The organism is Pseudacidovorax sp., from assembly GCF_017991995.1.
GTDB lineage: Bacteria > Pseudomonadota > Gammaproteobacteria > Burkholderiales > Burkholderiaceae_C > Xenophilus.
In genome coordinates, this window is record NZ_JAGOPN010000002.1 from 480,374 (window position 1) to 493,135 (window position 12,762).

The window sequence follows — 12,762 nt, forward strand, 5'->3', positions numbered from 1 at the left end:
GCTGGTGGCGGCGCGCCGCCGGTGCCTGCCGGCGGCCTGACGCCTGACTGGCCGCACGTGTCCAACCCCCCCGTTTGTACCCAAAGGAGCAGACCCCATGGGCCAATTCATCGACCTGACCGCCAAGGATGGCTTCACCTTCCCCGCCTACGTGGCCGAACCCGCCGGCACGCCCAAGGGCGCCGTCGTGGTGGTGCAGGAAATCTTCGGCGTGAACTCGCACATCCGCTCGGTGGCCGACGGCTACGCGGCCGAGGGCTACCTGGCCGTGGCGCCCGCCACCTTCCACCGCGTCAAGCAGGGCGTGGAGCTGGGCTACACGGATGAGGACATGAAGGCCGGCTTCGAGCTCAAGACGGCCGTCGAAGCACTGCCTGCGCCCGGCGTGCTCCTGGACATCCAGGCCGCCATCGAATATGCCGGCCGGGCCGGCAAGGTCGGCCTGGTGGGCTACTGCTGGGGCGGTCTGCTGACCTGGCGCGGTGCCAGCGAACTGGCCGGCCTGTCGGCCGCGGTGCCGTACTACGGTGGCGGCATGACCGCGCCCGAGGAGTCGGCCCGCCAGCCCAAGGTGCCGGTGATGGCCCATTTCGGCAAGCAGGACCACTGGATCCCGCTGGAGACCGTGGAAGCCTTCAAGAAGGCGCATCCCGAGGTGGAAGTGCACATCTACGAGGCCAACCACGGCTTCAACTGCGACCAGCGCGGCTCGTACGACGCGCCATCGGCCAAGCTGGCGCGTGAGCGCACGCTGGCCTTCTTCGCCAAGCACGTCGGCTGACGCGCGCGGAAGCGGGCCCTCCGAGGCCGCTTCCGCCGATGGTCCACAGCTGGCTGGGGGAGGCCGCCGTCAGGCGGCCGCAGAGGCGACGGGGGCGGCCGGGTTCGCGGTCTTGTCGGTGGCCTTGCCCTCGGCCTCCTTCTGCAGGGCCTGGCACTGCGCCTGCCGCTTGGCGTAGTTGCTTTTGGGGCCGATGCGCGATTCCAGGAAGTCCAGCAGCGCCCGCAGGGCCGCGCTGTTGTGGCGCCGCTGGAGGTAGGCCGCGGACAGCCACATGTCCTTTCGGCTGAATTCGCCCAGCACGGGCACCAGTTCGCCGTGGTCCAGGTGCGGCTGCACCACCAGGGCCGGCACGTAGATCACGCCCAGTCCTCGCATGGCCACGTGGATCAGCGGTCCGGCCTCGGACGCCTCCATCCGGCTCTTGACCGGCACGTCGATCTTGCGCCCCCGCTCTTCGAAGCGCCAAGTGGGGTCGATGCCTTGCCGCACCAGCGTCAGCGCGGTGTGCTCGGCCAGTTCCTCGGGCCGCTTCGGCATGCCATGCTTGCGCCAGTACACAGGCGAGGCACACACCACCATCTGCATGCACAGCAGGCGGCGCACGATCAGGTTCTCGTCCTCGATGGGCCCGAAGCGCAGCCCCACGTCGATGCCCTCCTCGGCCAGGTCGACCTGGTTGGTCAACTGCAGCGAGATGTTGACGTCGGGGTAGTAGCCCAGGAACTCGGCCAGCAGGTTCGGCAGGTCGCCACTGGCCATGCCAACCGGGGCGGCGATGCGCAGCCGTCCGCGCGGCTGGTTGGCCCGTTCCTGCAGCTCGACCTGGGTGAGTTCCACCATCTCCATCACCGGCTGGCTGCGCTCCAGCAGCAACGAGCCGGCATCCGTCAGGCTGACCGAGCGGGTGGAGCGGTTGAGCAGGCGGACGCCGAAGCGCGTCTCCAGCTCCGCCACGTACTTGCTGGCCGTGGCCTTGGACAGGCCCAGCCGCTTGGCCGCCTTGGAGAAGCTGCCCTGCATCGCGACTTCGCGGAAGGTGCGGAGGAGATCGAGGCTGTCCATGGCGCGTGCGGAGTGGGTACGAAGAAGCGGCCATCATTGTTTCAAATACGCGAACAGCGTGGTTCTCGACAGGCCGGGTTTCTACGGAGTCGTAACGACACAATTCGTTCCACGGGCTCAGCGATTTGCGGGTCCGGCGGACGAAAGCAAGGCGCCACAGGGTGTGAGTGCTTCCAAAAAAGGAGCTTCGTTCGCGTTCCGTCAAATGTCAGGAGTTGAACCATGAACGCATCGAAGATCCTCGCCGCCGCCGCACTGTCCTTCGTCGCCATCGCCGGCGCCCAGGCCGAAACCTACGAAGGCGTGCAAGCGCCGGTGTCGGCCCTCAGCCGCACCGACGTCCAGGCCCAGGCCGTTGCTGCCGCCCAGGCCGCCAACCAGAACGTGGTGCGCGGCTCGCGCGGCGCCGAAACCGTGGCCGTGTCGCAACCCCGTGCCACCGTGCAGGCCGAAGCCGTGCGCGCCGCCTACGCGCCCGACCAGAACGTGAGCAGCGGTTCGCGTTTCAACAGCAAGGTCGTCTCGACGCTGGCCAACCCGGTCGATGCCGCTGCCCGCAGCACCGGCGCCAGCAAGTTCTAAGACTCCCAGGACAGGCTTGCCGCCCCCGCGGCAGGCTGCTTCCACCGAAGGGCCGGATGCGCGATGAGCGTGTCCGGCCCTTCGGCGTTGGGGTGCGCTGCCTTGCTCAGTGCGTGGTGCGCGCGAGGTAGCGCTTGCGCCAGAACACGACCACCAGCGCTGCGGCAATCAGCACCATCGCCACCAGCGCCACCCAGAAGCCGTCGGCCGCATGCACCAGCGGGATGAACTCGAAGTTCATGCCGAAGATGCCGGCGATCAGGTTCAGCGGCAGGAAGACGGCGGTCAGCACGGTGAGCACCCGCATGATGTCGTTGGTGCGGTGGCTCTGGACGTTGAAGTGCAGCTGCACCGCCAGTTCGGCGTTCTGCTCCAGCCGCCGCACATGGCGCACGACGCGCTCGATGTGTTCCAGGACGTCGCGGCTGCGCACCAGCAGCAGTTCGTGATCGCGGCGTGCGCCGGCCTCGTCGGGCACCGGGAGCGCCTCCAGCGTGTCGATCCAGTCCTGCACGGCCGTCTGCTGGTCTTCGCAGATCTCGTCCAGGTGATGCAGGCCCTGGCGTGCCTGCATCAAGGCCCCCCAGTTGGTGAAGCGCGTCTTGGGATCGATCAGCTCGGCCTGCCAATGGTCCAGCTGGCGCGTGAGCTCGCGGCGCAGGGCCAGGTAGCCGTCCACGATCTGGTTGGCGACGCGCAGCATCAGGTCGGCGGGGCCGGCGGGCAGACGGCTGGAGACCGCGCGCACGTCCAGCGGCTGGGCGTCGGCCGTCATCAGGCGTTCGGCCACGGCATCGCGCACGCTTCCGTCCTCGGGATGCACGGTCAGCAGAAGGCGCTCGAAGACGACGAAGCCCACGGGCCGCGTGTCGATGTGGCGCAGCACCGGCGGGCCGCTGCGCAGGGCCGGCGCTGCCGTCTCGGGTGTGGCTTCGCCCGGCGGGGCACTGGCCAGCCGGCGCAGGACCAGCACGTCGTAGGCCGACGTCGCGTCGTAGTGCGAAGGCAGGTGCTCGTTGAGCAGGTCGCTCACATGCAGGTCGACCAGCCGCACGCCGGTGAGGGCCTGCAGCCAGGTCTGCAACGGGGGCAGGGCCTCGCGCAGTTCGGCCCGGGTGACCGAGAGCCAGTAGAAGTGCCCGGGCGCCGGCGGCTCGGGCAGCGTGTGCGCGGAACAGGGCGGCAACTCGCGCGCCTGCACGCTGTTGATGTCGAGGACCCGCATCGCAGCGCTGTCGCCGACGCCCTCAGGCCGCGCGCAGCAGCCGCGCGGCGTCGAGGGCGAAGTAGGTCAGCACGCCGTCGGCCCCTGCGCGCTTGAAGGCCAGCAGGCTCTCCATCATCACCGCGTCGTGGTCCAGCCAGCCGTTCTGGGCGGCGGCCTTGAGCATGGCGTATTCGCCGCTGACCTGGTAGGCGAAGGTGGGGACACGGAAGGTCTCCTTGACCCGGCGCACGACATCCAGGTAGGGCATGCCGGGCTTGACCATCACCATGTCGGCGCCCTCGGCGATGTCCATGGCCACCTCGCGCAGGGCCTCGTCGGTGTTGGCTGGGTCCATCTGGTAGGTGTACTTGTTGCCCTTGCCCAGGTTGCCAGCGCTGCCGACGGCACTGCGGAAGGGGCCGTAGAAGGCGCTGGCGTACTTGGCGCTGTAGGCCATGATGCGCGTGTGGATGAAGCCGTTGGCCTCCAGCGCCGAGCGGATGGCGCCGATGCGGCCGTCCATCATGTCGCTGGGCGAGAGGATGTCCACGCCCGCGGCCGCGTGCGCGAGCGACTGCTTGATGAGGGCCTCGATGGTCTCGTCGTTGAGGATGTAGCCGCTTTCGTCGATCAGCCCGTCCTGCCCGTGCGTGGTGTAGGGGTCCAGCGCCTGGTCCGTCATCACGCCCAGTTCAGGAAAGCGCGACTTCAGCGCCCGGATGGCGCGCGGGATGATGCCGTTCTCGTCCCAGGCGATGGCGCCGTCGGCGGTCTTGGCCGTGGGATCGGGCACGCCGAACAGGTCGAGCACCGGCACGCCCAGTTCGAGGGCCTCCTCGCCGACGCGCAACAGTTCGTCGATCGAGACGCGCTCCACGCCGGGCATCGAGGGCACGGGTGCGCGCCCGGTTTGCTCGTGCACGAACACGGGGTAGATGAAGTCGTGCGCCGTGAGCACGTTCTCACGCACCAGGTTGCGGGAAAAGCCGTCGCGGCGCAGACGGCGCGGGCGTCCGGCGGGGTAGGGGGCGTGGAAGGTCATCCGAAAATTGTGCCCCAGGCCTGCGCCGCCCTGGTGGGGCTGGCAGGGAGCGTCAGGATGAGGCTCTTTTTCTTACTACTCAACCAGATGGTAAAAAAACTTGATCAAATGTTGAAGAAGGCTGGCAATCTTGTTAGATTCCGTGTTGAGCGGCTTGCCGCTCCCCGCTTTTCCTCCCTGAGCGGGTGCCTTGATGTGTGACAGCAAAAGGGCTTCCCAGCCCGGCGTAAAGACGCCGGGCTTTTTTTTGTCCGCGGCCTTGCCAAGCCGGGGCTCCGTACACTGCGCCGATGCTTTGGGTGAAGTCCTTTCACATCGTCTTCGTGGCCAGTTGGTTCGCGGGCCTGTTCTACCTGCCGCGCATCTTCGTCAACCTGGCGATGGTGCCCGCCTCCTCGGTGGCCGAACGCGCGCGCCTGCTGCTGATGGCGCGCAAGCTGCTGCGCTTCACCACCTTGCTGGCGGTGCCGGCGCTGGGTTTCGGAGCCTGGCTTTGGCTCGGCTACGGCATCGGCGGCGGTTGGCTGCATGCCAAGCTGGCGCTGGTGCTGGTGGTCATCGGCTACCACCATGTGTGCGCGCGCCTGCTGCGTCGCTTCGAGGCCGACACCAACCGCCTGGGTCACCGCTGGTTCCGCTGGTTCAACGAACTGCCGGTGCTGCTGCTGCTGGCCATCGTGGTGCTGGCCGTGGTCAAGCCCTTCTGAGCGGCCGGCCCGGTGACGGCCGCAGCGCGTAAGACGACGGCACTTCCGCTGGCGCTGGCCTATGCGGCGCTGATCGTCTATGCGAGCCTCTATCCCTTCGACCAGTGGCGTGATCAGGGCATCGCGCCCTGGGCCTTCCTGAGCGCGCCCTGGCCCAAGTACTGGACCGGCTTCGACCTCGGCATCAACGTCGCGGGTTACGTGCCCTTCGGGTTTCTCGTGGCCACGGCTGTGCTGCGCGGTGGCGTGGCCACCGGCGGCTGGACGGCCACCGGCCGCGCCTTCGTGGCCGGACTGCTGCTGTCGCTGGTCATGGAGACGCTGCAGAGCTACCTGCCTTCGCGCATTCCCTCCAACGTGGACCTGAGCTTGAACGCCGTGGGCGCGCTGCTTGGCGCGCTGATCGCTGCGGCGCTGGTCAGGCTCGGCCTGCTGGAGCGGTGGAGCCGATTGCGCGAAGCCTGGTTCATCGACGAAGCCCGGGGGGCGCTGGTGCTGCTGGCGCTGTGGCCAGTCGCCTTGCTCTTCCCGGCCGCCGTGCCCTTCGGGCTGGGTCAGGTCTTCGAGCGGCTGGAAGCGGCCGTGGCCGACTGGCTGGTGGACACGCCCTTCCTCGACTGGCTGCCCATGCGCGAATTCGAGCTCGAACCGCTGGTGCCTGCGGCGGAGATGCTGTGCGCCATGCTGGGGCTGCTCGTGCCCTGCCTGTTGGCGTTTTCCATCACGCGTTCGCGTCCGGCCCGGTTGCTGATGCTCGCCATCGTCGCGGTGGCGGGCGTGGGTGCCAGCGCGCTCTCCGCTGCGCTGAGCTATGGGCCGGAGCATGCCTGGGCCTGGCTGAGCCTGCCTGTCCAGGTGGGCATCGGCCTCGCCCTTCTGCTGGCTGGGGGGCTGGTCGCCGCGCGCCGGCGCCTGACCATGGGCCTGATGCTGCTCGCGCTGGGCCTGCATCTGGGCCTGCTCAACCAGGCGCCCGAAAGTGCCTACTTCGCGCAGACGCTGGCCACCTGGGAGCAGGGCCGATTCATCCGCTTTCATGGCCTGGCGCAATGGCTGGGCTGGCTCTGGCCTTTTGCTGCCATGGGCTATTCGCTCCACGCCCTGAGCCGGCGAGGCCGCTCCTAGAATCGCCCGACCATGCCGCAGTACTACGCCCGCCACATCTTCTTCTGTCTGAACGAGCGCAAGGCTGGCGAAGACTCCTGCGCCCCGCACGACGCGCAGTCGGCCTTCGACCACTGCAAGTCCCGGGTCAAGAAGGAGGGCCTGGCCGGGCCGGGCAAGGTCCGCGTCAACAAGGCGGGGTGCCTCGACCGCTGCGCCGGCGGCCCGGTGGCGGTGGTCTATCCCGAAGGCACTTGGTACAGCTTCGTGGACAAGGCCGACATCGACGAGATCGTCGACTCCCACCTCAAGCGCGGCGAGGTGGTGGAGCGCCTCGTGCTTCCCCCTGACGTGGGGCGCTGAACCGACCCTGCATCGGCCGCCTGTTCCTCTTCCGCCCGGGGCTGTGCGTCTGCCGGCCGGGCCCGATTGCTCACATGAATGCACAGACCGAACGACTGAGTCTTGCCGGCGTCGCCGGTGCCATCGAGGTGCTGCGCGACCGCGGTGCCGAGGGTGTCCCGGATGCCGGTGTCGCCGTGATCGCCCATCCGCATCCGCTCTTCGGCGGGACGATGGACAACAAGGTGGTCCAGACCCTGGCCCGGGCCTTCGTGGCCTGCGGCTACACGGCCATCCGCTTCAACTTCCGTGGTGTGGGTGGCAGTGCCGGCGTGCACGACGAGGGGCGGGGGGAAACCGATGACTTCCTGCAGGTCGTGCGGGAACTGGCGCCGCAAGGGCGGCTCGCGATCGCCGGCTTCTCCTTCGGGGCTTTCGTGGCCAGCCAGGCCGCAGCCCGGCTCGACGGCGAGCGCGACATCCGCCGGCTGGTCCTTGTCGGCACAGCCGCCTCGCGCTTCCAGGTCGCGACCCTGCCGGTGGCGCTGCACGAGCGCACGCTGGTCGTGCACGGCGAGCAGGACGACACCGTGCCGCTCGCTGCGGTCATGGACTGGGCGCGCCCGCAGGCGCTGCCGATCACGGTGGTGCCCGGGGGCGGGCATTTCTTTCACGGACAATTGCCGTTGCTGAAGTCGCTGGTGGTGCGGCATCTGTCGTCTGCAGACTGAGATGTGAACCAATCGGCCTGTGCCGTGTCATGAAGACGGGCGGGCCGTTTCCATGCCGAGGGCCGTCGTCGGCGACGGCCGTGATGCGCCCTGGTGCGGCGACATGGCCCGCCGGACCGACCGCCCACACCTTCCCGCCCTTCGTTTCCTTCGTCTTCGGACGCTTCCCATTTCCAACGCATGATCCGTTTTCTTCGATCGCTGGTTCTCGTCGTGGCCGCCACGGTGAGCACGCTGGCCGGAGCCCAGGCTCCCATCCCGCCCGAAATCGCTGCCAAAAGCTATCTGCTGCTGGACGTGACGGCCAACCAGATCCTGGCCGAGAAGGACATCGATTCGCCGGTCGAGCCGGCCTCGCTCACCAAGCTGATGACGGCCTACCTGGTCTTCGACGCGCTGAAGGCCAAGAAGATCAGCCTGACCCAGACCCTGCCGGTGAGCACGCGCGCCTGGAAGATGCCCGGCTCGCGCATGTTCATCGACCCCAAGATGCAGGTGCCAGTGGACGACCTGATCAAGGGCATGATCGTCCAGTCGGGCAACGATGCCACCATGGCGCTTGCCGAGGGCGTGGGCGGTTCGGCTGAGAACTTCGTGCGGCTCATGAACGAGCAGGCGAAGGCGCTGGGCATGAAGAACACCGGCTATCGCAACCCCGAAGGCCTGACCGCGCCCGGCCACACCACCACCGCGCGCGACCTGAGCATCCTGGCGACGCGGCTGATGAAGGACTTCCCGGAGTACCTGCACTACTACTCGATCAAGAAGTACCGTTACCCGGGCACGCCGGCCTCCAACGACACCAACCGAAATCTGCTGCTGTTCCGCGATCCGTCGGTGGACGGCCTGAAGACCGGCCACACCGAAGCCGCCGGCTATTGCATGATCGTCACGGCCAAGCGCGACTTCCCCAACCTAGCGGGCGGCCGGCGGCTGCTGTCCATCGTGCTGGGCACGAACAGCGAGAACGCCCGTGCCAACGAGTCGCAGAAGCTGGTGAACTGGGGCTACACGGCCTATGACGCCGTCAAGTTGTTCGATGGCGGCCAGCCCGTCGCCACGCCGGCGGTCTGGAAGGGCAAGGAAAACACGCTCAAGCTCGGCCGTCCTGAGCCGATCGTCGTGGCCGTGCCGTCTGGCTCCGCGAACAAGGTCAAGACCGAAGTGGTGCGTCCGGATCCGCTAGTCGCGCCCTTCACGAAGAACCAAGTGGTCGGCCGGCTGAAGATATCCCTGGTGGACCAGCCGGTGACCGAGGTGCCGCTGCTGGCGTTGGAGCCTGTCGAGCAGGCGGGTGTCCTGGGCCGGGCCTGGGATGCGATCCGCCTCTGGATCAAGTAACCCGCCTCGCACGCAGCGCCGGCCGGAGTTTCGGCGCCCCGGCGCGCCAAGGTGCCTGTTAATGTGGGTTTGAACGTCCGGCTCGGGCAGGATGCCCTGCTCCCGCAGGTTGCCAGCCTTCGCGGGCCGCGCTAGAATCGAGGGCTTTTCGGAATTTTCCGAAGGGGTTCACGTTTTTGTCGTTTTCCCGCCGGTTCTTCGAGCCGGTCTGCCTGTCACGGGGCTTCAGGGGATTTTTGGGACCATTTATCCATGCCAACCATCAACCAACTGGTGCGCCAGGGTCGCGAGGTCGAGAAGACCAAGTCGAAGAGCCCGGCCATGCAGAACTCGCCGCAACGTCGCGGTGTCTGCACCCGCGTCTACACCACGACGCCCAAGAAGCCGAACTCCGCACTGCGCAAGGTCGCCAAGGTGCGCCTGACCAACGGCTTCGAAGTCATTTCCTACATCGGTGGCGAAGGCCACAACCTGCAGGAGCACTCGGTGGTGCTCGTGCGCGGCGGCCGTGTGAAGGATCTGCCCGGTGTGCGCTACCACATCGTGCGCGGCTCGCTTGACCTGCAAGGCGTCAAGGACCGCAAGCAGTCCCGCTCCAAGTACGGCGCGAAGCGTCCCAAGAAGGCCTGATCGTCTTCCTGATCTGCGGATCATTCGGTGTTCGGCAGCCTTGGCGGGCCGTCCGGACGTAGTGACCCCAAGCGCAGAGGTCTGTGCGGGTCGAGTAAGTGAGAGTCCTGCTGGCTCTCGCGGCAGTGCCGGAAGGCGGTGCCAACTGAAGCAAAGAGGTTTGAAACATGCCACGTCGTCGCGAAGTCCCCAAACGTGAAATCCTGCCGGATCCCAAGTTCGGCAATGTCGAGCTGTCGAAGTTCATGAACGTGATCATGGAAGGCGGCAAGAAGGCGGTTGCCGAGCGCATCATCTACGGTGCCCTCGACACCATCGAAAAGAAGAGCGGCAAGGATCCGCTCGAAATCTTCACCACGGCCATCAACAACGTGAAGCCGATGGTCGAAGTGAAGTCGCGCCGCGTCGGTGGCGCGAACTACCAGGTGCCCGTCGAAGTGCGTCCCGTGCGCCGTCTGGCCCTGTCGATGCGCTGGCTCAAGGAAGCCGCCCGCAAGCGCGGCGAGAAGTCGATGGCCATGCGCCTGGCCAACGAGCTGCTCGAGGCCACCGAAGGCCGTGGCGGTGCGATGAAGAAGCGCGACGAAGTGCACCGCATGGCCGAGGCCAACAAGGCCTTCAGCCACTTCCGCTTCTGATTTTCGTCCCCATATCTCAGAGGCTTGGAGCCCGACCCGCCGCAACCGGCGGGCGGGCTCTATGCCGTTAAAGGAGTTTTCTCATGGCACGCAAGACCCCCATCGAGCGCTACCGCAACATCGGTATCTCGGCCCACATCGACGCCGGCAAGACCACCACGACCGAGCGCATCCTGTTCTACACCGGCGTGAACCACAAGATCGGCGAAGTGCACGATGGCGCGGCGACCATGGACTGGATGGAGCAGGAGCAGGAGCGCGGCATCACGATCACGTCGGCCGCCACCACCTGTTTCTGGAAGGGCATGGACATGTCCTATCCGGAACACCGCTTCAACATCATCGACACCCCCGGCCACGTGGACTTCACCATCGAGGTGGAGCGTTCCATGCGCGTGCTGGACGGCGCCTGCATGGTGTATTGCGCCGTGGGCGGCGTGCAGCCCCAGTCGGAAACCGTCTGGCGCCAGGCCAACAAGTACAAGGTGCCCCGTCTCGCGTTCGTCAACAAGATGGACCGTACCGGCGCCAACTTCTTCAAGGTCTACGACCAGATGAAGCTGCGCCTGAAGGCCAACCCTGTGCCCGTCGTGATCCCGATCGGCGCCGAGGACAACTTCAAGGGCGTGGTCGACCTGCTGAAGATGAAGGCCATCCTCTGGGACGAAGCCTCCCAGGGCATGAAGTTCGAATACCAGGACATCCCGGCCGACCTCGTCGCCTCCGCCAAGGAATGGCGCGAGAAGATGGTCGAGGCCGCGGCTGAGGCCAACGAAGAGCTGATGAACAAGTACCTGGAAGAGGGTGACCTCTCCGAGGACGAGATCAAGCTCGCCCTGCGCCAGCGCACCATCGCCACCGAGATCCAGCCGATGCTGTGCGGCACCGCGTTCAAGAACAAGGGTGTGCAGCGCATGCTGGACGCCGTGATCGACTACCTGCCGTCGCCCGTGGACATTCCCCCGGTCGCCGGCACGGACGAGGACGAGCAGGAAACCAGCCGCAAGGCCGACGACGGCGAGAAGTTCTCCGCCCTGGCGTTCAAGCTGATGACCGACCCGTTCGTCGGCCAGCTGACCTTCGTGCGTGTGTACTCGGGTGTGCTCTCCAAGGGCGACACCGTCTACAACCCCGTCAAGGGCAAGAAGGAGCGCATCGGCCGTATCGTGCAGATGCACGCCAACGAGCGCCTGGAAGTGGAAGAGATCCGCGCCGGCGACATCGCCGCCTGCGTGGGCCTGAAGGACGTGACCACGGGTGAGACCCTGTGCGATCCCGATTCCATCGTGACGCTGGAGCGCATGGTCTTCCCCGAGCCTGTGATCTCGCAGGCCGTGGAGCCCAAGACCAAGGCCGATCAGGAAAAGATGGGCCTGGCGCTGCAACGCCTGGCGTCGGAAGATCCGTCGTTCCGCGTGCGCACCGACGAAGAGTCCGGCCAGACGATCATCTCGGGCATGGGCGAACTGCACCTCGAAATCATCGTGGACCGCATGAAGCGCGAGTTCGGCGTGGAAGCCAACGTGGGCAAGCCCCAGGTGGCCTACCGCGAAACCGTGCGCAAGTCGGTGTCCGACGTCGAAGGCAAGTTTGTTCGCCAGTCGGGCGGCAAGGGCCAGTACGGTCACGTGGTGTTCCGCCTGGAGCCCAACGAAGCCGGCAAGGGCTTCGAGTTCATGGACGAGATCAAGGGCGGCGTGGTGCCGCGCGAGTACATCCCGGCCGTGGAAAAGGGTGTGATCGAAGCGCTGAACACTGGTGTGCTTGCCGGCTTCCCGGTGGTGGACGTCAAGGTCGCGCTGACCTTCGGTTCGTACCACGACGTGGACTCGTCCGAGCAGGCGTTCAAGATGGCCGCCATCTTCGGCTTCAAGGAAGCGGCCCGTAAGGCCAGCCCCGTCATCCTCGAGCCGATGATGGCCGTGGAAGTCGAGACGCCCGAAGACTACGCCGGCAACGTGATGGGCGACCTGTCGTCCCGTCGCGGCATGGTGCAGGGCATGGACGACATGGTCGGCGGCGGCAAGGTCATCAAGGCCGAAGTCCCGCTGTCCGAAATGTTCGGCTACTCGACCACCCTGCGCTCGATGTCGCAAGGCCGTGCCACGTACACGATGGAGTTCAAGCACTACGCCGAAGCTCCGCGCAACGTGTCCGAAGCCATCGTCGCTGCCCGCGCGAAGTAAGTCCGCCCCAGCCTCTGCGGACTTCGTCCGCGCCGGCAACCCCCTTTCGGGGGGCGCACTCTGCGGCTTTGCAAAGCCAGTTCCGCGAGTGCTGCCGGTATGGCCTGCTCCACGGCCCCTCGATCAAAAGAGGCCATGTGCGGGCCAGGGCCCCTCATCTGTCTGCGACCGCATGCCCTTCGTTGCCCGTGGCGAAGGATCAAGCAATGCGGTGCAGACGTAAAACCACCACACGGGCATTGCTCTTTTTGGAGTTGAGAAATGGCAAAAGGTAAGTTCGAACGCACCAAGCCGCACGTGAACGTGGGCACCATCGGTCACGTGGACCATGGCAAGACGACCCTGACGGCGGCCATCGCCACGGTGCTGTCGGCCAAGTTCGGCGGCGAAGCCAAGAAGTACGACG

General features: G+C 66.6%; 14 protein-coding genes. 11 read left to right on the forward strand and 3 right to left on the reverse strand.

Translation table 11 applies throughout. The features are described 5' to 3' along the window. Positions 1-97: 97 nt before the first annotated feature. Positions 98-781 (forward strand): dienelactone hydrolase family protein, encoded by a 684-nt coding sequence (locus KBC94_RS04525; protein ID WP_294366726.1) that lies wholly within the window; start codon positions 98-100, stop codon positions 779-781. Positions 782-850: 69 nt separating this feature from the next. On the opposite strand, the gene KBC94_RS04530 is transcribed toward KBC94_RS04525, so the two are convergent. Then, positions 851-1,846: a LysR family transcriptional regulator gene (locus KBC94_RS04530; protein WP_294366727.1), complete on the reverse strand. Its 996-nt coding sequence runs from the start codon at positions 1,844-1,846 to the stop codon at positions 851-853. 222 nt (positions 1,847-2,068) lie between these two features. Here KBC94_RS04530 and KBC94_RS04535 point away from each other — a divergent pair, with 222 nt between their 5' ends. Further along, positions 2,069-2,428, forward strand: coding sequence for a DUF4148 domain-containing protein (locus tag KBC94_RS04535; protein ID WP_294366729.1), 360 nt, complete (start codon positions 2,069-2,071; stop codon positions 2,426-2,428). Between the two features lie 106 nt (positions 2,429-2,534). Here KBC94_RS04535 and KBC94_RS04540 read toward each other — a convergent pair whose 3' ends face one another. Continuing rightward, positions 2,535-3,653 carry a magnesium transporter CorA family protein gene (locus KBC94_RS04540; protein WP_294366731.1) on the reverse strand — a complete coding sequence of 373 codons (1,119 nt, stop codon included), beginning with the start codon at positions 3,651-3,653 and terminating at the stop codon, positions 2,535-2,537. Positions 3,654-3,675: 22 nt separating this feature from the next. Next, entirely contained in the window at positions 3,676-4,677 is a 1,002-nt protein-coding gene (gene hemB / locus KBC94_RS04545) for a porphobilinogen synthase (protein ID WP_294366733.1), read from the reverse strand. Between the two features lie 290 nt (positions 4,678-4,967). Here hemB and KBC94_RS04550 point away from each other — a divergent pair, with 290 nt between their 5' ends. The 9 genes from KBC94_RS04550 to KBC94_RS04590 form a co-directional block, all read left to right on the forward strand. Then, positions 4,968-5,384, forward strand: a complete 417-nt coding sequence (locus KBC94_RS04550; protein ID WP_017759699.1) for a CopD family protein — start codon at positions 4,968-4,970, stop codon at positions 5,382-5,384. 12 nt (positions 5,385-5,396) lie between these two features. Next, positions 5,397-6,509 carry a VanZ family protein gene (locus KBC94_RS04555; RefSeq protein WP_294366736.1) on the forward strand — a complete coding sequence of 371 codons (1,113 nt, stop codon included), beginning with the start codon at positions 5,397-5,399 and terminating at the stop codon, positions 6,507-6,509. Positions 6,510-6,521: 12 nt separating this feature from the next. Then, positions 6,522-6,851, forward strand: coding sequence for a (2Fe-2S) ferredoxin domain-containing protein (locus KBC94_RS04560; RefSeq protein ID WP_294366738.1), 330 nt, complete (start codon positions 6,522-6,524; stop codon positions 6,849-6,851). A gap of 74 nt (positions 6,852-6,925) precedes the next feature. After that, positions 6,926-7,561 (forward strand): alpha/beta fold hydrolase, encoded by a 636-nt coding sequence (locus tag KBC94_RS04565; protein WP_294366740.1) that lies wholly within the window; start codon positions 6,926-6,928, stop codon positions 7,559-7,561. A gap of 180 nt (positions 7,562-7,741) precedes the next feature. Further along, a complete protein-coding gene (locus KBC94_RS04570; protein WP_294366741.1) occupies positions 7,742-8,902 on the forward strand; it encodes a D-alanyl-D-alanine carboxypeptidase family protein in 1,161 nt (386 codons plus the stop codon). Between the two features lie 252 nt (positions 8,903-9,154). Beyond that, positions 9,155-9,532 (forward strand): 30S ribosomal protein S12, encoded by a 378-nt coding sequence (gene rpsL, locus KBC94_RS04575; RefSeq protein ID WP_017759704.1) that lies wholly within the window; start codon positions 9,155-9,157, stop codon positions 9,530-9,532. 167 nt (positions 9,533-9,699) lie between these two features. After that, positions 9,700-10,170 (forward strand): 30S ribosomal protein S7, encoded by a 471-nt coding sequence (gene rpsG / locus KBC94_RS04580; RefSeq protein WP_017759705.1) that lies wholly within the window; start codon positions 9,700-9,702, stop codon positions 10,168-10,170. 83 nt (positions 10,171-10,253) lie between these two features. Next, positions 10,254-12,356, forward strand: a complete 2,103-nt coding sequence (fusA, locus tag KBC94_RS04585) for an elongation factor G (protein WP_294366754.1) — start codon at positions 10,254-10,256, stop codon at positions 12,354-12,356. Positions 12,357-12,617: 261 nt separating this feature from the next. Beyond that, the coding region (locus tag KBC94_RS04590) for a GTP-binding protein (RefSeq protein ID WP_294366786.1) at positions 12,618-12,762 on the forward strand (145 nt) is incomplete at its 3' end.